General features: G+C 59.5%; 16 protein-coding genes and 1 tRNA gene. 5 read left to right on the forward strand and 12 right to left on the reverse strand.

The features are described 5' to 3' along the window. Nucleotides 1–112 precede the first annotated feature (112 nt). Nucleotides 113–188: transfer RNA gene (locus tag FE851_RS07415), tRNA-Lys, on the forward strand. 156 nt (nucleotides 189–344) lie between these two features. Here the strand turns inward: FE851_RS07415 and FE851_RS07420 are convergent. The 7 genes from FE851_RS07420 to FE851_RS07450 form a co-directional block, all read right to left on the reverse strand. Next, nucleotides 345–923, reverse strand: a complete 579-nt coding sequence (locus tag FE851_RS07420) for a T4SS efffector SepA family protein (RefSeq protein WP_409994480.1) — start codon at nucleotides 921–923, stop codon at nucleotides 345–347. A 66-nt stretch (nucleotides 924–989) separates the two neighbouring features. After that, nucleotides 990–1,220: a hypothetical protein gene (locus FE851_RS07425; RefSeq protein WP_145201161.1), complete on the reverse strand. Its 231-nt coding sequence runs from the start codon at nucleotides 1,218–1,220 to the stop codon at nucleotides 990–992. A 5-nt stretch (nucleotides 1,221–1,225) separates the two neighbouring features. Further along, entirely contained in the window at nucleotides 1,226–1,552 is a 327-nt protein-coding gene (locus FE851_RS07430) for a hypothetical protein (RefSeq protein WP_145201164.1), read from the reverse strand. Beyond that, a complete protein-coding gene (locus FE851_RS07435) occupies nucleotides 1,542–1,961 on the reverse strand; it encodes a hypothetical protein (protein WP_145201166.1) in 420 nt (139 codons plus the stop codon). Before FE851_RS07435 ends, FE851_RS07430 begins: the two co-directional genes overlap by 11 nt. An 85-nt stretch (nucleotides 1,962–2,046) precedes the next feature. Beyond that, nucleotides 2,047–2,532 carry a DUF5681 domain-containing protein gene (locus tag FE851_RS26495; RefSeq protein WP_222422934.1) on the reverse strand — a complete coding sequence of 162 codons (486 nt, stop codon included), beginning with the start codon at nucleotides 2,530–2,532 and terminating at the stop codon, nucleotides 2,047–2,049. A 29-nt stretch (nucleotides 2,533–2,561) separates the two neighbouring features. Next, on the reverse strand, nucleotides 2,562–3,263 hold the full coding sequence (locus tag FE851_RS07445) for a hypothetical protein (RefSeq protein WP_145201172.1): 702 nt from the start codon (nucleotides 3,261–3,263) through the stop codon (nucleotides 2,562–2,564). A gap of 277 nt (nucleotides 3,264–3,540) precedes the next feature. Beyond that, nucleotides 3,541–4,167: a hypothetical protein gene (locus tag FE851_RS07450; RefSeq protein WP_145201175.1), complete on the reverse strand. Its 627-nt coding sequence runs from the start codon at nucleotides 4,165–4,167 to the stop codon at nucleotides 3,541–3,543. Nucleotides 4,168–4,283: 116 nt separating this feature from the next. Here FE851_RS07450 and FE851_RS07455 point away from each other — a divergent pair, with 116 nt between their 5' ends. Then, nucleotides 4,284–4,691 (forward strand): hypothetical protein, encoded by a 408-nt coding sequence (locus FE851_RS07455; protein WP_145201178.1) that lies wholly within the window; start codon nucleotides 4,284–4,286, stop codon nucleotides 4,689–4,691. Between the two features lie 201 nt (nucleotides 4,692–4,892). Here FE851_RS07455 and FE851_RS07460 read toward each other — a convergent pair whose 3' ends face one another. The 3 genes from FE851_RS07460 to FE851_RS07470 form a co-directional block, all read right to left on the reverse strand. Continuing rightward, entirely contained in the window at nucleotides 4,893–6,128 is a 1,236-nt protein-coding gene (locus FE851_RS07460; protein ID WP_145201181.1) for an AAA family ATPase, read from the reverse strand. 227 nt (nucleotides 6,129–6,355) lie between these two features. Next, on the reverse strand, nucleotides 6,356–6,580 hold the full coding sequence (locus FE851_RS07465; protein ID WP_145201184.1) for a helix-turn-helix transcriptional regulator: 225 nt from the start codon (nucleotides 6,578–6,580) through the stop codon (nucleotides 6,356–6,358). Between the two features lie 489 nt (nucleotides 6,581–7,069). After that, on the reverse strand, nucleotides 7,070–8,422 hold the full coding sequence (locus FE851_RS07470; RefSeq protein ID WP_261370870.1) for a tyrosine-type recombinase/integrase: 1,353 nt from the start codon (nucleotides 8,420–8,422) through the stop codon (nucleotides 7,070–7,072). Between the two features lie 694 nt (nucleotides 8,423–9,116). Here FE851_RS07470 and FE851_RS07475 point away from each other — a divergent pair. After that, nucleotides 9,117–10,196 carry a LacI family DNA-binding transcriptional regulator gene (locus tag FE851_RS07475; protein WP_261370871.1) on the forward strand — a complete coding sequence of 360 codons (1,080 nt, stop codon included), beginning with the start codon at nucleotides 9,117–9,119 and terminating at the stop codon, nucleotides 10,194–10,196. Nucleotides 10,197–10,429: 233 nt separating this feature from the next. Here the strand turns inward: FE851_RS07475 and FE851_RS07480 are convergent, their stop codons facing one another. Beyond that, nucleotides 10,430–12,682, reverse strand: a complete 2,253-nt coding sequence (locus FE851_RS07480; protein ID WP_409994481.1) for a TonB-dependent receptor — start codon at nucleotides 12,680–12,682, stop codon at nucleotides 10,430–10,432. Nucleotides 12,683–13,038: 356 nt separating this feature from the next. On the opposite strand from FE851_RS07480, the gene FE851_RS07485 reads away from it, so the two are divergent. Further along, nucleotides 13,039–15,198 carry a beta-glucosidase family protein gene (locus FE851_RS07485; protein WP_261370872.1) on the forward strand — a complete coding sequence of 720 codons (2,160 nt, stop codon included), beginning with the start codon at nucleotides 13,039–13,041 and terminating at the stop codon, nucleotides 15,196–15,198. Next, nucleotides 15,195–16,574, forward strand: a complete 1,380-nt coding sequence (locus tag FE851_RS07490) for an MFS transporter (RefSeq protein WP_145201187.1) — start codon at nucleotides 15,195–15,197, stop codon at nucleotides 16,572–16,574. The genes FE851_RS07485 and FE851_RS07490 overlap by 4 nt, the downstream gene beginning before the upstream one ends. Before the next feature lie 163 nt (nucleotides 16,575–16,737). Here the strand turns inward: FE851_RS07490 and FE851_RS07495 are convergent, their stop codons facing one another. Beyond that, nucleotides 16,738–18,453: a thiamine pyrophosphate-requiring protein gene (locus tag FE851_RS07495; RefSeq protein WP_145201190.1), complete on the reverse strand. Its 1,716-nt coding sequence runs from the start codon at nucleotides 18,451–18,453 to the stop codon at nucleotides 16,738–16,740. Nucleotides 18,454–18,529: the final 76 nt, after the last annotated feature.

Genomic DNA, 18,529 nt, shown 5'->3' on the forward strand with positions numbered 1-18,529 from the left:
GCAATATTTCTGCAACCCAACGCAATTTAGGGTTTGCGAATCCCGATGACGCTGCTAATTGCCCGCCCACGCCAACGGGCACTGGTCATCCAGACCGCCCGGTTGCCGGTGTGGACGCATAGCTCAGTTGGTAGAGCAGCTGACTCTTAATCAGCGGGTCCTAGGTTCGAGCCCTAGTGCGTCCACCATTTTTCACAAGTAAAAACAAGCACTTATGCGGAGCGCAACGCGCTCCGAAAGTTGCTTACCGTTTCCCCATAAGCAAATCGTAAGCTGCCGCTGGCATTGCGAGCGCCCCTCATAGCAGCACCCCACGCCCGAAGGCGCAGGGTGCTGGCAGCGCATCATGCACCGCCCGAACGCAGGATGCCGGTCCGCCCCGGATATTGCGCCTTGTCGTTCTGCCGCCACCAAAACTCTATCGTGACGGGGATGGACCACTTCCTCGCTAGCCGATCGATCTCCTTCCACGCGTCCGAAGCAGACTGCCCCTGAACCGAAATTCCAAGATCGCTATGGTATTTGAACCCCTCGTCCTCGTAGCGTTCAGCTTTGGCGGGAACTTGCAACTCACGGACTAGCTTCTCGCCCTCCAATCCCTTCGCCTTCAACTGCGCGATCATCGTCAACAGCATTGACGACCATCGGGGGCTATGGACCGCCTTGCCATTAATGGACGCGGACAATGGCTTGGTGAATGCAAGACCCGGAGCCGTATCGAACTCCATCGCACCGTCGCTGGTTGTGGCGACCACGTCCTCGGGTTCGTCGTCCCGCTCCATTCCGAGTTGTTCCATCGCTTCCCGAACGATGCGATCGATGGTGTCGCTCGGAGTCTTCGTCCCAAACCATGTCTTGAGGGTGCTCAGGTCCGCAAACGTAGCGTCGTTCAATCTTACAACTGGCATCATTTCCACCTCCATCTGATTCGATAGAGGTTATGTTACATATCCTAAAATCTCGATCAAGAGAAATATGTTACATATTCTCTAGGAGCCATAAGTTGCGTTCCATGTTCCGTCCCGCTCCCATGCCCGCAGGGCAGCGACGACCGCCACCATGTCCTGCTGGTCCAGCGCTCCGCTTTGGATACCGGGCAGCACTTCCCGCTCAACCCATGCGTCAAACGAGCCATAGAGAACGGTGAACGGCGAAGGTCGCGGCTTCCCGGCATCTTCCAGTTTCACCAGCCGCTTATGGAGTGCCCGAATGCCTGCCATTGTGGTTATTGCAGTCCGAGATGGTAACGAAGGTCGTAGGGCAGGTCCGGCGCACCGGGACGACTCGCAACGGGCGGTGACGCTGACTCTGGCGCGGGGGCGACCACGGGTGCAGGCACGGGGACCGTCACCTGCTCCGTGCGCCCCAATATCCCGTAGATGGCAGGCGCGACGCTTTGGAGGTGTTCAAACTCCAGCCGCGCCAGTGCCGCATCGACCGCCATCTGCTCGCGCATGGTAGCGAAGTGGCGCGGTGCCAGCATGGCGCGAATCTCTGCCTGCTTTTCGCACTCAATACGGCGGCGTTCCGCCAGCGAAATGTCAGCTTTCATATGTCACCTTCAACTTACGCAGAATGTCGTAGGCATCGGCGCGGACCTGCCAGTTGTCGCAGTCCCGCATCACCTCGCACATGCTGCTGACCACGATATGCCGCAGCTCGCCGCGCTGCTGATCGTTCATGCCAGCGATGGCGTTGCGGTAAGGGGTCCACCGCTCGGTATTGAAAATGTCGTTATGGTTGAGCGGCACGACATAGATCGGGCGCGCCATCTGGTCTGCGATACCTAAAGCCCAGTCCAAGCATTCCTGATAGTGCGTGATGGGCAGGTGACGCAGCTTGCGCCCGCATACCGTTCCGGGCGTGTCGCCTTCACCGAACAAGATCACCTCGACCATCACGTCATCCGGTCCCGGCTGCTCCGTGATGACCTTGTTCCGCTGCGTGGCTATCGTCGTCATGTCCGTCCCCCTACAATGGGATTTTCAGCTTGCCGGGTCGCTCTCGGCCTTTTCGAAAACGACGTATATTTTGCCGTTTCCGCGTTCACCCCTGCTTCTCCTCAAGAGCGGCGATCCGCGATTCGAGTTGCTCGGTCGCCCGCACGTCTGCGAGCGATTTGATGCTGTCGATGATGAGCCGGCCCACGTCCGGCGCGACCGCGCCAGCGGCAACGGCGTCGAGCACCTGGGCAACTTGCTCGCTGATCGGGGCAGTCGCATCGAACTCGAAGTTCACCTTTTCGGCCTGCGCCTTCACCGATGGCAGCACCTTGGACAGCACGATGGACGCTGCGTTGGTATCGCCTTCCAGCGCCCGCCCAACGAGCATCGCAACGATGTTGCGCATTTCATCCAGTGCAGCTTGTGTGGCCAGCAAACGCTTGTCAGGTCGGTTCGGCGGGCGTCCGCGAGGGTTGCCGCTCTGACCGGGTTGCCATTGCCAAGGCTTGCCATCAACGGCTTCAACCGGAGGGGGCGGGGGCGTGGGCTTCCAGTTAGTCCCCCAAGGCGGTGCAATCTGTTCGGTCATTGGATGCCTCGGACTGTTTAGAACAGGGATCAGACGACGAACGACTTTTCAGCCGCCGCCTTTGCTGCGCGAAGTTTCTGCACTTTTGCTTGCTTCGCCCCGACCGCCTTCTCCATCTCGCCAAAGACGAGGCCGCCGCGCTCACCGAGCAGTTCAAGACCGGCCTTCGCCGCCCGCAGTTGCTTGGCGGCACGCGGGTTCGCCTTCTCATGATGCACGCGGAGCAGCGCGGTCTGCATTTCCGGGGTCAGACCGGACAGGTAGGCAGGTCCGCCAAGGCACGCGCCAACAGTGCGGGTGTCGCCAGCCTCGATTGCGTTGCGGATGAACCCCATCCGCTCGCCATCGCTCATACCGCGCACGAACGCCCGAATCTCGCCCGCCATGCCACCCACCCCGGCACCCTCGATGGGCTGGGACAATTCGCTCTCAAGCCCCTCAATCACACGGGTCAGACCAGCGGTGGCGCTGTCGAACCGCTTGGCAAGCTGCAAGGTCAGCTTGTCCGCGAAATCCGCCGTGTGGATGAGCGCCGCCGCTTCGTTCCATGCCGGGTTCGTTTTCGATGCGGCGCTGGCATCATGGACCCGCCCGACTGCGATATACGCCTCGGTGAATGCGGAAACGGTCCCGGCAAGAATGCTTGAGGTATCGTCGTCGTATTCCGCAATCGCCTGCACCGTCTCAGGATGAAAAGACGGGGTGACACGAGTGTCAATTTCATCGGCCATATCGAACTACACTTTCGGCTGATAAGTTACGGTAGGCTTATGCGTAACTAAGCCGTGCGAAGGTCCGCAAACGATTTATTTGCAAAAACAGTCGCTTAGTTCAGTTCCAGCTATAGGGACTGTCTTATTGCTACTTTGAGCGCCGACGATTTGCGGGTGATGACCACGCTGACGCGGTGCGCTGTGGGGCACGCTGGGGCACGGCAGGGGGTTGCCGGTGCCGTAGGGGCGAGCGCGGTGCTTTCGCGCCCCCCAGCCCCCGGCGCAGTCGGCTGTGCTATGCGCCCTGTTTCAGCCTCAAGGGGTAATAGTTGCCATCTGGGCGCGACCGCCGCTCACTTTTGAAACCGGCTTCGCGCAGCAATATCCCGAAGCGCGTTTCCGAGGCTAATTCCTCATTCAATATGTCCGTCTCGCCCCTATTTGCGCCACACTCGGCAGCGTGCTTGCAGTAGTTTTCGAAGAGAAGCGTTGATCGGGTCCATTCACGCCGATTATCCGCACTAACCACATACCGGCGCAGCCAATACTCAAATGCTAGATCCCGCACCAAGGGCTTCAGCTTCTCCATCTCGCGGCGAGCAGCCCTCATCTTGCTTTGCGCGGCTTTGTATTTCTTGAGCGCGGCAGCAACGGCCTGTGCGGACGGTGCTGTGGTAAGCGGCTCGTCGTTGATAGAAAATGGGGGCGGTGCATTGCGTGCCGCGATGATGGTTTCACGCCCGTCAGCATCCAGACCTTCAAGCCCATCAGAAGGCGGTCCATCTGGCATCGCCATCTTGCCCGGTTTCAGCTTCTTCGGGCGCGGTGGCGTGAAGCCAACGACGCCTATCGCTTCAAGCCTCGCCTGCTCTGCTAGCGCTTCGCGGATTGCCGTTTGCAGCTTTGGTGGTTTCTTGGGCATAGAGCGATGTATGGTGTGTAGGGTTTAACGAGACGTTTCAGCCTGCTCTAACTATACACACCATACATCATCGTTTCAGTCGGTCCAACTCCAGCCGGGACCGAGAAGGGGAGCATATGGCGAGAAAGAAAAGCGGACCTGTCGAACTTACTGTCGCCAATGCGCCGCTACGAGATGTCATGAGCGACATTGTGCGTTTGGATTTATCCCATCGTCCGTTCGCCCGCGCCGGAAGCGTGATTGCCATACGCCACGGCGGCAATCGCGTGTTAGCTGTTGCTCGCGGACCGGCTGGCGTGGGCAAGACTGGCATCTCGCTCGATTCCGCAACCCGCGCTAGGCTAGACGTCAAACTGAACAAAACTGCATCCTTTACCTTTGAAGAAGCAAGTCTTTGGGATGAGTTAGTTTGGGCTTGGTCTGCTACAGACGCCATGCCGCGCGTCGCTGCAAGACTTGGTGCAATATCCGTGGTCCTTGGAGCGGTCGGTTTATTCCTCGGGATCGTTTCATTGTGTAAATGATGACCACAGCCGCGCGTGGACGCAGGCAGCGCACCAAACCACTTTTCGCACTGACCACAAACCGAACTGAATTACCCCTTTGGTGGTGCGCTGTCCGTAAGGGGTATAGCTTGCAGCGCAGCTAACGCGCTGCTGCGCACCCCTGTCCCCTTGGTGCGCACCGCGCAGCAAAGCGCACCAACAGCGCACCAAAACACCAAACTAGTTCGGTCGGTCGATTGGACGCAGGAACGTCCGCGCGCCACCCCTGCCTGTGGTCACTGCCTCACTGACGAGCCGCCCGTCTGTCATCAGTCGTTCAATGGCACCGCGCAACGCTTGGCGTGGCATCAGTTTCAGTTCCGCCAAGGTCCTACCCGTGTGCTTGTTGCCCTTCAAAAACTCCTCCCTCAAGAACTGGTCAACCTTGTCGGCGTATTGGCGGTTGATCGCTCCGGCGCCTTCGGTGGGGTCAACGGCGGCAATGCGCTCGAACCCATAGCCCCTCCGTTTGATGTAAATGTCCGGCTGTGGCTGGCACCATGTCATCTTCGGACGCGCCAGCACGAAACCGCCATCCTCAGGGCCAAGGCTATCCCCGGTGGCTGCGGTCCAGTCTGCCGGGGTGAGCCGCTGCAACACATGCACCATGCGGGCACCGTCAGCGAGCGCACTACCCCCGCGCCCGCTATACTGGTCGGTCGTCTTGTCGCGGGCGTTGGCCTTGCCGGTGTGGTGAACATACAGGACCGCGCATTGCACGGTGTTCACAATCCGCCGCGCCGCATCAATCATGGCCTGCTCGGCATCGTTGATACGGCTTTCGCCGACCCCGAATGAGACCATCGGGTCAACGATGAGCAGCGAGGGGCATAGCAATCCCACTTCAACAATCAGCCTGTCCAGCACCTTGCTGGGCATCACCACGTCCTTCTCAACCGTGGTCAGTTTGATCCCTTTGCCGGAAACATCTGTGATGATGACGCTCTCACGCACCTCCTGCACCTGCTCGTCGGTCAATCCAAGCTGGTGACACATATAGCGCAGGCGGGCGACCAGCGTTTCGCGGCTGTCCTCTGCTGTCAGGATGACGACCGGACCGGCATTGCGAACCTCGTAGCCGAACAGGTCTAGCCCCAACACAATGCAGATGGCTTGGAACAGGAGCAACGTGGTCTTACCTGTGCCGCCGGGAGCGATGAAAACTCCCACATCGACATAGAACCACTGGTCAACGATTGGGCGCTTCCTACCCTTGGCGCTGTGCCATTCGTCACGCGAAATAGGACCGTCCAGCTTGAGCGGGTTCACCTTTTCCGAGCGGCGCTCCATCTCCTCAAAGAATGCAGCAGCCACCTTGACGATAGCCCCCTCTTGGGTGCGCTCGGTGTGGTCCGCATGATCCGATGGCATGTCCGGCCAGAAGAACCCCTGTTTGGCGAGATCGGGATCAGCCATGACGCGCCTCCTGCCGGTAGGGGTAGGAGGGGATTTTGGACGCGCCCCAATCCATCGGGCCTTTTTTGGACCGAAGTGCAATTTTACCGGAAATGCGCCGGGGTTGTGGACCTACGGCGAGGCCGTGTATTTTGTGCATGTCGCTGGTCTTTCGACGAGGATTGGGGACTTTCGGATGAGGCGGTCGGGTGTTGCTGGGCATCCGGCCGCTTGACGCGACCGGGCGCTTACGCATTGCCAGGGTGGCTCACGGTCGCGTCCGATGTGCTGGCAAACGTGCGCGCTGCCTTCCACGCCTCGATTTCGGCGGGGTCATAAACAACGCGGTCGCGGGGAGAACTGCCGAGCTTAATGAAGCGCGGTCCCTTGCCCTTGCATCGCCAGATTTTCAGGGTGACGGGTGAAATACCCAGCGCCGCCGCAGCGGCTTCGTTGTTGAGAAGTGTGGTCACTCATCGGCTCCATCCGCTGTAACCAAGCGTCAGGGTGAACGCTCCACCATGGAGCCGATAGGATTACAGAGCTGCCCAATAGTATCGGAGCAGCACAGCGCCCCTAGTATAAGCAAGTATTTGCCAAAGTGTTTGATAATCTGCGCAGTTCTAGCAATTTTTTACTGGCGGTGCATGGCTGCGCGTTGATGCAGGGTGTGTATGGTTTGAAGGTCCGCCAAGGCGTGCGAAACTATACACACCATACATCAAAGACCGAGGGCATCACCCACAAAGTCCGCCGAGATTTTTTCGATCTCTAAGCCGGGGTCGGGCGATTTTGAGAGGGTGGCCTGATCGACCGATTTTGCCCGGATGGTGCGATTTTGGGGTGGCTGGCTGACCTTCGCTGTAAGGCCCGCTGGGGCGCGATCGCTACCCCGCCGCCCCTTACCCGGCGGCGCGCTGGTGCCGCCCCTGTGCGCTCGGCTGTGCGCACCCCGCCGTGCATCAAGCGGTGCGGTGCAGTGGCACCACATTCTTTGCAGCGGCAACCGCCGCCTGTTGCTCGATCCAGTCGCCCACCTTCTGAACATCGGGTTGGAGCCAATCGAGGTGCGCGAGGTCCAGATAGTTGCGGGCCGTGGTATCCTCCTGCGACGGCTTGTGCCCGGTGAGCAGGTCCGTGCGGAACTTCTCGATAAGGCATTCGCGCATGGCGTAGTTCGTGAACGAGCGCCGCAGGTCATGCAGCGACAAGTGCTTGCCCGCTATCTCGCCAATCGCCACCATCGGAGCGCGGGCGTCCATAATGCGCCCGGTCTTGCCCCATGACGGGAACACGAACGGGCTTTCGGTGCCATCTTCCAGCTTGAGGCGCGGGCGGGATTTGAGCAGCGCGACGGCTTGACTGCTGAGCGGGAGCCAAATCGGGTCGCCCCGCTTGCGGTCGTCCAGATGCCACCAGCACTCGGACGGGTTGTGGTCATCAATATGCACGCGGTCCCATGTCAGGGTCGCCATCTCGTCACGGCGCGCTCCGGTCAGTAGCGCAAAGATCGTCAGGTCCACCGATGCAAGGGCTTCATAACCCACAACTTCGTCGCGCATGGCGTGCAGCTTGTTCCACACCGCGCCAATCTTGCGCTTGTCGATATAGCGCTCGGTGCGGGTGCCCAGCTTCGCCCAATGGTGCTTGAGAGCATCGACCGGGTTGCGGGCAATCAGCGGCTCGCCGTCAGCGCGACGGTATTCGTCCATCGCGAAGTTGGTAAGAATGCGCAGCGTGACGAACGCCGCGTTGGCGCTTGCGGGCGCTGCCTTCTTCCCCTCCAACCCCTTTTCAGCAATCTCCCGGTGGCGCTCCTGCACCATGTCGCGGGTGATGTTGGCGATGGGTTTGTCCTTCCACGGCGCAAACACCTTCTCGACGTGCCGCTTGTATTCCGCCGCTGTGCTGGCTTTCAGCTTGCCGGGGCGCGTGGTGTAGGCGGTGCAGACATCCATCAACGAGATACGCATCGCCTCGTCTTGCTTCTTCACGTCGCGGGGATCTACGCCCAGCTCCATGTTGCGGAGGTGCTGCTTCGCCGCTTCCCGTGCTTGGTCGGGGGTGAACACACCGTAGGGACCGACCGTGACGCGCACCGCGTCCCCAACCCCGTTGACGCGCCCTTGTGCAATGAAGGTCGTCTTGCCGGTGGGCGTCACACGCAGCCCGAACCCCTTGGTTTCGGTATCCCAGAACAGGGTGTCGCTCTTGGCACCGGGCTTCGCCACCCGGTCAATGTTCGCCTTCGTCAATTTCAACTGTGGCATAAGCCCAAAACCTTCTCGTAAGCATGTCGTAAGCAGCTTGCGCATACTTACCCTACCCTACGCATACCGTCTATGGGCTAAAATACCGTTATTATCGAGATACTTACATACCAGCACATACTCAAGCAAACTTCCGCATACGTCGCTCTTGCCAAACTCTTAATCAGCGGGTCCTAGGTTCGAGCCCTAGTGCGTCCACCATTTTTCTTCCTTTGTATAAACAGCGGGTTCCGGTGAACTACGTTGCGTCTTACGCCTCGCCGCCAAGGCAGTGTAAGAACGCCTTTGTGCTTACACTCATGCGCCTGGCCTACATGGTTCGCGTTGCCTCCGCAGCATACAGCTACATAGATCTGGAAATGACCTGCTGCTGATCTCATGCGCGATGCTCGGAACATCATGGGCTCGCACACGATACGGAGCGACGCGGGTTCAGTTCACCCTCGCCATTGAAACCAGTAGGTCGAGTTGTCCCTGACCTCCGGTATCATGAGAAGCCGAAAGGACGATGTGTCACTCTTGACGCCGACGGTCCCTATCGCGGATTGCGAACAAGCGCCGCTATTACACGCGACACCGCTGCTTGATTGCAGAGCATTGGCCGGGTGAAAGTGCTTTTTGATTGTGCATGTGTAAGATAAGGGGCCAATCAGGCGCATCGGAGCCAAATACCGCCGCGTGGCCCCTGCTGGAGAGCAGCGGTCGCTTTTAGTTAGTTGCCAGTCCGAACAATCTGCCGATGCCCAATATTCCTTCTGCGACCACATCGCAGACACCAAGTGACCCAGGACCGATGAAAGAGTCAGACAGCCAAAGGATCAAATCCAAACCGACCATCGTCGACGTGGCGAGGCTGGCTGGCGTGTCTTTCAAGACGGTGTCCCGGGTTATCAATAACCAGTCATATGTCGGCGAGACGACGCGGACGCGCGTATTGGAAGCGATCGATGCGCTGAGTTTCGTTCCCAACATGGGCGCTCGTACAATTCGCGGCGGTCGCCATATGACGATTGCCCTGTTGTTTCCCGAACGGAAATCGCAATATCAGATGGAGGTTCAGGACGCTGCACTCGGTGCATGTCGGAACGCTGGCTATCACCTGATCGCCGAATCGCTGGCCGCAGAAGTCCTGCAGAACAAGGGCCAGATCGCAGCGCAGCTTTCGGATCTACGCGTGTCGGGGTTTATCGTCATGCCGCCGGTCTGCGACAGTCATGAACTGATAGAGACGTTGCAGGAACTGAGCCTCCCCTACTCGCGGCTTGCTCCAGGCGAGCATTTGAAAAGCGGCGCGGAAGTGGTTGTCGACGATGCGGCTGCCGTCAGAACCATGGTGGATCATTTATGGTCCCTGGGTCATCGCCGAATTGGTTTCATCGTCGGCAATGCAAGCCATACGTCGTCAAGAATCCGGTTGGGGGCATTTCTCGACCATTTTGCCAGGCTCGCGGGCACTGTCCCTCTCGACATGGTTCGCCAGGGCGATTTCACATCCAGATCGGGCTTCGAGGCTGCGACCGATCTGCTTGACCTGCCCGATCCGCCAACCGCGATATTTGCCTCGAATGATGAGATGGCAACGGGCGTCATATCCTGCGCATTGGGCCGCGGGATCGCCATTCCCGAAAAGCTGTCGGTTTGCGGTTTCGACGACAGCCCGGTGGCCAGCCTGATCTGGCCACCCCTTACAACCATCAATCAACCGCTGAGCGAGATGGTTCATGCTGCCGTGCAGCAGTTGATCAGGCCACGTTCGAACCGGCGGGTAGAGCTTGATCTGGGCTTGATCGTCCGCCAATCCACTGGACCCGTGCCTTAACCCTATTCCCACATTCAACGAGTCCTGTCCGACAAGGGCACCCCAGTTCAGCTGCGTATGCGCTGGATCAGACAGGCCAAGGGTGATGTGTCAGGATAAGAAGCGCAATACCGCTAGAGAATTCACCTTCGGAGCCAGCGGTGCGGAAGTGGCTATCCCTGGGACGTTACCCCTAAACAGAAAAGGGGCAGCACACTGCCGCCCCCTTCCCCTATCATGCAAACCCGAAGGGTTCAGAATTTGAAACCGGCGCGTACACCGTAGGTCCGGGGCTGTTCAAACTGAACATTGGCCAGACGCCCGCCCTGAGCCTGAGAAACGGTCAGTTCGTTCTCAAGGTTCTTAAGGAACAGCTGAACATAATAGCGCTTTTCCGGCGCGTTGTAGGTAATGTTCAGGTCAGTCTTCGAAAAGCCCGGCTGCTTGAACTGCGAAAGAGTGCCAAGGTTCGTAATGGCGTAGCTCGAACTGAGCAGCGAACGCACACCAAGTTCGATCTCGGCATCGTTAGCCAGGGCAATAGTATGCGTGTAGCCCAGGTTCGCGGTCCATTTGGGGGCGTGGTCGAGCTGCTTTCCGGCGAAGCTCAGCGGGTTCGTGCTGTTCGGGAACGTGACGTCGGGGATGAAGTCGGCAAAGCGTGCATCCAGATAATTCACCCCGACCGAGAAGGCTCCGCCTGCATAAGGCGTGATGTTTGCTTCAAGTTCAATGCCATCGACCTTGGCCTTGGCGGCATTGCTGGTGCGGTTGCCTGGAACCGGAGTGGTGACGACCTGGTTTAGTTGCAGTCCGGAATAGTCATAGTGGAAGACGGCGCCGTTCAGGCGAATAGCATTGCTCAACCTCAACTTTACGCCAGCTTCATAGGCGGTCAGATTTTCGGGTTGATAGAAAAGCGTCTCCGGCGTCAGGATACAGCCCACTCCGCCAGATGTCGTAAGACACCCGTCGTTGAAACCACCAGCCTTGTAACCGGTTGAAACATTGGCAAAGATGAGCCCGATCGGCGAGTCATAATCAACGCCGATCTTCCAGGTGGTCTTGCTCCAGTCATTCGCCGCGATGTTCGTGTTGAGCGTGCACTGAAGCGCATTGCACGGCGATACCGCTGCGGTTGGATAGCGTGTCACCGTCAACCCGTCGCGGGACTTTTCGTCCTTGGTATGGCGGACCCCGCCGGTCAAATGGAGTTCTGGCGTAACGTCATAGGTCAAGGTTCCGAAAACGCCCTTGGACGTTGACTGGGTTGGCCCCTGGATGAAGCCGAAGCCGATCGCGTTGGGTCCGCCCGGACCATTCGCCTCCGGCGGGCCGAGGATCAGCGAAATGTCGCTCTTTTCACGGAAGTAGTAGAGCCCGAACTGGCCATGCAGCGGATTGCCCTGACCGAAGGCGGCGCGCAGTTCGTGCGACCATTGGTTGAAACGCCCCCGATAAACCGCCGGGTTGCTGGTGAAGCTTCCGACGATGTAATTGCGCCGGTCGTCGCGATGGGTTTCGCGGTAGGAACCGAGGTAGGTCAGCTCGAACAAGCCAAAATCATAGGAAAATTCGCCCATGATCCCGCCAAACTTATAGTCACGCTGATCCGGTCCAGCTAGCGCAAAGGGATAGGTCAGATAATCCTTTGTGCTGCGACCGATGTGGGGCTGGTCCACGCCCTTGGCGACAGCCGTGTTATAGGCATTGCTCAGGGGCAGGACGTTGAGCATGCTGCCGTTCGCGTTTGAATAGTCGCCCCGCATGACGAACTTGAAACGGTCGCCGAGGGTGCCGCCGAACGACAGGCGCCCGGAAAAAATATCACGAGCCGGCAGAAGAGTGCCGCCGCTGGTGTTGGCCAGCTTTATGACATTGTCCATCCGTTCGTAATTCACGGCAGCGCGCAGGCCCAGCGAAGCGCCAACCGGAACATTGAGCATGGCTGTCGCGCCGCGCTGGCCATAATTGCCGAAATAGGCATCGCCCGAAGCCTCAAACTCCGCTTTGGGCCTGGCGGAAATCACGTTGATCACGCCAGCCGTGGTATTGCGACCATATAGCGTGCCCTGTGGACCGCGCAGAACTTCGATGCGCTCCAGATCGAAAAAGCTGCCGAGAATGTCGGATGAGCGCGCAATATAGACCCCATCCAGCAAAAAGGCGGCCGAAGGATCGCCCTTTTCAGTCGTATCGGCAGAGGTGACCCCGCGAATGGCCACTCGCGCGTTATCGCGATCGGTGCTGATCTGCAGATTGGGTACGATCTGGCCAAGCGAGCGGGCATCGACGATCCCTGCATCCCGCAAGCCATCTTGCGAGATCGCGGTCATCGCAAGCGGCGTCTTCGACAGGCGCGATTCCGTCCTGTTCGCGGTGACAATGATATCGCTGGAGTCAGCGGCCTTGCCAGCGTCATCCTGGCTCGATGCATCCTGCGCAACCGCCGGGACGGACGACAGGGCAAATATGATGGCCGTGCAGGCCAAAAGCGTAGATTTCACGGTTTTCCTCCCCAGATATTAGTTTCTGGAATTGTTTGATCTCATACTAGTTCGATTGAGTCAAGACAACATTGTCAGGCCATGCGCAATGTTGACCGCGTTGCCGCATGCATCGGCCAATCCGCGTCCAAATGGGAGTTTTTGACCGATAAATGGCGTTTATACGTAGATATTGCGCTATATCTGCTATTGCAGAACAGCCACTGGCGCCCCTCCTCACCGCCAAAAGCGCTTACTCTCGCAGCAGAGTCATTGACCAGCACAAGTGCAATATGCCAATGTTGTCATGTAAGAATGAGAGCAGGGCGATTCCGGAACGGTCGGTGCCCGCCAAATACGCCGGGAAGGGAGTCTGCATGGAAGCGAATCTAGATGAGATCACAGCGGCAAACGGTTTTGCCGCCACAGCAGACGAGCGAGCAGCGGATCTGGTCCGGCAAATGTCGCTGGATGAGAAGCTGGCCATTGTTCATGGGCCGATGGGACGAACGCGCAAGGGCATCCCTGCGCCTGTGGAGGCCCTGGGTTCAGCCGGATATGTTCCCGGTGTGCCGCGACTTGGCATTCCCGCGTTGCAAGAAACCGATGCCAGCGTTGGTGTGACCAATCCCGACGAATGCCGGCCAGGCGACGGCGCAACCGCCCTGCCCTCAACCATTTCGCTGGCTTCCACCTGGGACCGCAAACTGGCGCGCGACTGCGGTAAGGTGCTGGGCAACGAGAGCCGCATGAAAGGCTTCAATGTCATGCTGGCGGGGGGCGTCAACCTCGCCCGCGAGCCACGCAATGGGCGCAATTTCGAGTATTTTGGCGAAGACCCCCTGCTCAGCGGCATTTTGGCAGGCGAAAGTATTCGCGGCATTCAGGATGAGAATATCATCTCGACCGTCAAGCACTTCGCGCTCAACAACCAGGAAACCGGGCGCTTCAGCGCCGACGTCAGAATCAGCGAAGCCTCTGCCCGGGAAAGCGACCTGCTCGCTTTCGAACTGGCTATCGAAGTCGGCCAGCCAGGGTCGGTGATGTGCGCTTATAATCTGGTCAATGGAAGCTTCTGTAGCGAGAGCGATTGGCTGCTCAATACGGTACTCAAGAGCGACTGGAAATATCCCGGCTGGGTCATGTCCGACTGGGGATCGGTCCGCAGCGTGGACGCAGCCATGGCCGGACTGGACCAGCAATCGGGCGACCAGTTGGACGCCGAAGTCTTTTTCGACGCACCGCTGCGCGCGAAGGTGGAAAGCGACCCGGCCTGGGCGGCGCGGCTGGACGACATGGTTCACCGCATACTCCGTTCCCTGTTTGCCGTAGGTCTTATGGACCGGCCCGCCGTACCGGGCCCCATCGACTATGCGGCGCATGCGGATATTTCCCGCCGCACCGCAGAACAGGGCATCGTAATGCTGCGCAATCAAGACGGGGCTCTGCCATTGGGCAGCCCCGGCTCGATCGCAGTGATTGGCGGGATGGCGGAATTCGGTGTGCTTGCGGGGGGCGGCTCGTCCTATGTGACTGCAATCGATGGACCCGGCATCCAGATCCCGGCAATGGGCGTCTCCGCAGTCGGCGTCCCGCGGACGATGATCTACCACCCCTCATCACCCTATGCAGCGCTACGCGCCGCATTGCCCGATACCGAACTGTATCTCAATGATGGCGCCTATCCAGCCGCCGCGGCAGAAATCGCAAGTCGTTCCGATGTGGCCATCGTGTTCGCCACCCAGTGGACGACCGAGTCCGTTGATGTGCCGGACCTGTCGCTGCCCAGTGGACAGGACGAGTTGATCCAAGCGGTTGCGAAGGCCAATCCGCGCACGATCGTCGTGCTCGAAACCGGCGGACCAGTGATGATGCCCTGGCTGCAAGATGTCGCGGGAGTGATCGCAGCATGGTATTCGGGAAATCGCGGAGGTGAAGCAATCGCGAACATCCTGCTTGGCAAGGTCAATCCTTCGGGGCGGCTGCCCGTCACTTTTCCGGCATCTGTCGACCAGCTGCCGCGACCCCAGCTTTTCGGCCTTGGCCAATCAGCCTTCGATGCGGCCAACGCCAAGGATGTTTTTCCATTGCCCTATGAAGAAGGCGCGAGTGTCGGATATCGCTGGTTCGCCCGCAATGCATACACTCCGCTCTTCCCGTTCGGCTTTGGTCTGAGCTATACTGCTTTCACATATTCTGGTCTGGCACTCACCTGGGACGGCGAAACTGCGACGGCAAGCTTCACTGTGACCAATAGCGGCGCGAACACAGGGTGCGATGTGCCACAGCTCTACCTCACCCATGTCGACGGGGACGTCGATCAGCGCCTGTGCGGCTGGGACAGGTTGGAACTTGCAGCGGGCGAGCGCCGCGACTGCACGATCCGCATCGACCCCCGGCTGATCGCCCGCTTCGACCCAAGCCTGAATGGCTGGCGTATCAATGAAGGCGAATATCGGTTTGCGGTAGGCAAGGATGCGCTGGATCTGGCGCTTGGTGCGGTGCTGACAATAGGCCAGGGCAGGACCTTCTCATGACCCCGACAGCCACGCCGCTCACCCTGCCTCGCAAGCTCGGATACTCGATCGGCAATTTCGGCCTGAATATCTACTGGCAGAGCATCACCTATTTTCTGCTGTTCTTCTACACTGACATCGTAGGCTTGAGTGCCGCGACCGCTGGCGCGATCTACATGGCGGCATCAATCTTCGACGCCGTGATCGATCCCATAGCCGGCGCGTTGATGGACCGGACTAGAACGCGCTGGGGACGGTATCGACCCTGGATCGCGGTCGGTGCAGCGCCCCTTGCCCTGTCGTTCATGCTGCTCTACCTCTCGCCCGATCTGGAAGGCAAAGTCCTGGTCGTAGCTGTTACTGCAAGCCATCTTCTGTTTCGCGTCTGCTACACGACGGTCGCCGTGCCCTTTTCGTCGCTTACCGCGCGACTGAGCCATGATCAGGCCGTGCGGACACAGCTTACCGCCTTGAATGTGCTGTTCGCCTCTGCCGCCGGGCCGGTGGTCGCACTGTGCACCCAACCGCTGGTGGCGATGGCTGGCGGGGCGTCCAACAACGGCTTCTTCTGGACGGCTGTCCTGGGGGGTATCGTCGCCACGGCGACCTTCATCCTCGTTGCCGCAGTTACGCGCGAACCGGACGATGAAGCGGCCGATCTACAGCGTGATCATCTGCCCAAATCCTTGGGCTCCTTTGTCTCGATTGCCCGAAACCGCGCCTTCATGCTGTTGATTGGCGGCCTGCTGTTTGCGACGCTGAACACCACGGTGATCAGCAAGTCGATGATCTACTATTTCAAATATGTCGTGGGCAACGAAGCGGAATCGCGCGCGGCGCTGACCTTTGCGACTTCGGCTGCCTTCATATTGGTTCCCGCCTGGGCCTGGGTAGCGCGGCGTCTGGGCAAACGTCTGCTCTGGATCTGTGCAACCCTTGCCAGCTTGTCCGGAGTAGCGTTCATGGCGCTGGCCCAGCCAACCGCCTCTATCTCTGCCACAGCGGCCTTTGCTGTGATGCAGACAGGAACGGTCGGTATCGCCGTAGCCTATTGGTCTATGCTTCCCGATACAGTCGAATATGGCGAATGGACAACCGGCATCCGCCACGAATCATTCCTGTTCGGGGTATTCATGTTCGTCCAGAAGATAGGGCTGGGTCTGGCAGCTGGGCTATTTGGCTTCCTGCTCTCCATGGTCGGCTACGATCCCCAAAGCGCATCCGGCGGTGGACTTGGCAGTGCTCTGCCCGCCATGATTGCCCTTCTGTGCGGCGTCAGTCTTGCAGGGAGCGGCCTGTGCGCATTCCTGTCCCCGCTGCGGCAGGGAGCGCATGAGCGGATCACTGCGGAACTGGCTGAGCGCAAGAATAATCCTGCGTTGCAAGGCGGGGGATAAAGGGCGCTACACTTCGTTCCGATCAGCATCCACGGAAGGCTGCCTTGATGCAGCCTTTCTTGTTGTTCGGCATGTGCGCAACGCCCGCCACGGGCCGCCAATAGGCCGCACCCGCACACTTCAGATCATCCACTCCTCTTGCGCGGTCGGCTGGGACCACCGTTCAGAGCGGCGGGATCACGATTTCGAGCAATGCGCTACGCTTTTCGTCCCGCACCACCGTCAACGCCGCCTCGATCGCCGCGTCAACTTCGGCTGGCAGGGTCACGCGCTTGCCCCATGCTCCGCCGGCCGCGGCTGCAATGCCGACATAGTCCGGGGCGGGTTCGAAGCTGACGTCTATGTCCTCGGCCGCAGCGGCATAGCCCGAAGGATGGACGGCGAGCGTCGACAGCTTCGGTGATTTCCATCCGCCATTGTTGAACACGATGTGCAGAAACGGCGTTTCGTAGCGGCGCGCCATCCAGTGGACGCTGGTGGGCACAGAGAACATGAACGAGCCGTCGCCGGTCAAAGCAATCACGGTCTTGTCTGGCTGCGCCAGCTTTATGCCGATCGCAGCGCCGCCGTGCCAGCCGAGCGAACCCCCGCCGCTGGTGAACATCGACGCCGGACGGGTGGGCGCGAGATGATTGAAGATCGCCTGATAGTTCGAAATGCCCTCATTCACGATCAGCGTCGTTTCATCGACATGCCTGCGCAGTCGCGAGAGAAAATATTCGGAAGTCAGCGGCTTGCCATCCTCCGACGCCTCCCGCGCCATGAGAATATCCGCCCGCTGATCGTGGAGCCGCCGGTAATGTTCGGTCCGCTCGTTTAGCGCGTCCTGCTCCACAGACTGGGTATCAAGCCAGGCGTGAAGCTGGGCAAGGCAGGTGGCCGCATCGGCCCGGAATGCGGCAAGCGCGGGTATGTCGGCCAAGGGCATCTGCTGTTTAAGCGGATCAACGTCGATATGATAGATTTTCGCATCGCGCGCCGGGCGGTTGACCGTCGGAATCCAGGGCACGTCGCTGTCGAGCACGAGGATCATGTCGGCCTCCGCCAACGCAGCGTTCTGCACGGGTTCGTTCCACTGATTGCCCAGATAGAATGAATCATCGTGCGGATAATTCATCCAGGTTGGCACCGATTCCAGCACGCCGATCCCCAGCCGGTGACACAGTGCCGTCAAAGGCTCAACGGCATCGGGGTTACGCCCGATATAGGTCGTCACTACGAGCGGACGGCGGGCGGCCAGCAAGGCGCGCCCGATCGTCTCGACACCTTCGGGTGGAAGCGCCGACGGGATCAGCGGCTGATGCCGGTCGATATCATTGGCGCGCGGTTCTACTGCCGCTTCCATCACTTCGCGCGCGCCCATCAGGTAGGACGGACCCTTGGGGTCAGTCCCAGCGAACTGCAAGGCGCGGTGGACGAGATGCTTGACGTTGTGGCCGGAGCGGATCTCGTTATCATATTTGACATAACCGCGTACGATGCCGCGTTGGTCGTGAACATCCTGAATCCATTGGATGAATTCGTTGCGGCTGCCGGTCATCTCTCCGTCTTGCGTGAATGGTGAGGCGCCCGCGAAGATCAGCATCGGGGCGCGCCCCTTGGCCGCGTTGTGGACGGCGCCCGCCAGAGCCTGCGTGCCGCATTCAACATGAACAACCACGGCCTGCGGGATGCCGCTGGCCTGCCAGAACCCATGCGCCGCACTCATGCCGACCATTTCGTTGGGGCAGGTGAAGATGCGGGGGATCGACCTGCCCTCGCTCCGGGCCTGGGCGATCGCTTCGACCATGGCGGGATGATCGCTGCCAAAATTCGCAAAGATGCAGGAAATCCCCGCCTCGGTCAGGGCATCAAGAAAAGCACTGCTCGTCGTGTACATAATTCTCTCCTGTAACTGCCCGAGGTCAACCGAAGCGCCACCGCCTGAATCCCTATTGCACAGTCGGGAATTCTCT

The organism is Sphingobium sp. B2, assembly GCF_007693735.1.
Classification (GTDB): Bacteria; Pseudomonadota; Alphaproteobacteria; order Sphingomonadales; family Sphingomonadaceae; genus Sphingobium; species Sphingobium xenophagum.

What these genes read in the sequence shown, in the direction of transcription:
- FE851_RS07460 (WP_145201181.1), bottom strand. Translation starts at nt 6,128, where the DNA reads ATGGCTGATCCCGATCTCGCCAAACAGGGGTTCTTCTGGCCGGACATG.
- FE851_RS26495 (WP_222422934.1), bottom strand. Translation starts at nt 2,532, where the DNA reads ATGACCGAACAGATTGCACCGCCTTGGGGGACTAACTGGAAGCCCACG.
- FE851_RS07490 (WP_145201187.1), top strand. Translation starts at nt 15,195, where the DNA reads ATGACCCCGACAGCCACGCCGCTCACCCTGCCTCGCAAGCTCGGATAC.
- FE851_RS07470 (WP_261370870.1), bottom strand. Translation starts at nt 8,422, where the DNA reads ATGCGCAAGCTGCTTACGACATGCTTACGAGAAGGTTTTGGGCTTATG.
- FE851_RS07485 (WP_261370872.1), top strand. Translation starts at nt 13,039, where the DNA reads ATGGAAGCGAATCTAGATGAGATCACAGCGGCAAACGGTTTTGCCGCC.
- FE851_RS07445 (WP_145201172.1), bottom strand. Translation starts at nt 3,263, where the DNA reads ATGGCCGATGAAATTGACACTCGTGTCACCCCGTCTTTTCATCCTGAG.
- FE851_RS07450 (WP_145201175.1), bottom strand. Translation starts at nt 4,167, where the DNA reads ATGCCCAAGAAACCACCAAAGCTGCAAACGGCAATCCGCGAAGCGCTA.
- FE851_RS07435 (WP_145201166.1), bottom strand. Translation starts at nt 1,961, where the DNA reads ATGACGACGATAGCCACGCAGCGGAACAAGGTCATCACGGAGCAGCCG.
- FE851_RS07420 (WP_409994480.1), bottom strand. Translation starts at nt 923, where the DNA reads ATGGAGGTGGAAATGATGCCAGTTGTAAGATTGAACGACGCTACGTTT.
- FE851_RS07455 (WP_145201178.1), top strand. Translation starts at nt 4,284, where the DNA reads ATGGCGAGAAAGAAAAGCGGACCTGTCGAACTTACTGTCGCCAATGCG.
- FE851_RS07430 (WP_145201164.1), bottom strand. Translation starts at nt 1,552, where the DNA reads ATGAAAGCTGACATTTCGCTGGCGGAACGCCGCCGTATTGAGTGCGAA.
- FE851_RS07425 (WP_145201161.1), bottom strand. Translation starts at nt 1,220, where the DNA reads ATGGCAGGCATTCGGGCACTCCATAAGCGGCTGGTGAAACTGGAAGAT.
- FE851_RS07495 (WP_145201190.1), bottom strand. Translation starts at nt 18,453, where the DNA reads ATGTACACGACGAGCAGTGCTTTTCTTGATGCCCTGACCGAGGCGGGG.
- FE851_RS07475 (WP_261370871.1), top strand. Translation starts at nt 9,117, where the DNA reads ATGCCCAATATTCCTTCTGCGACCACATCGCAGACACCAAGTGACCCA.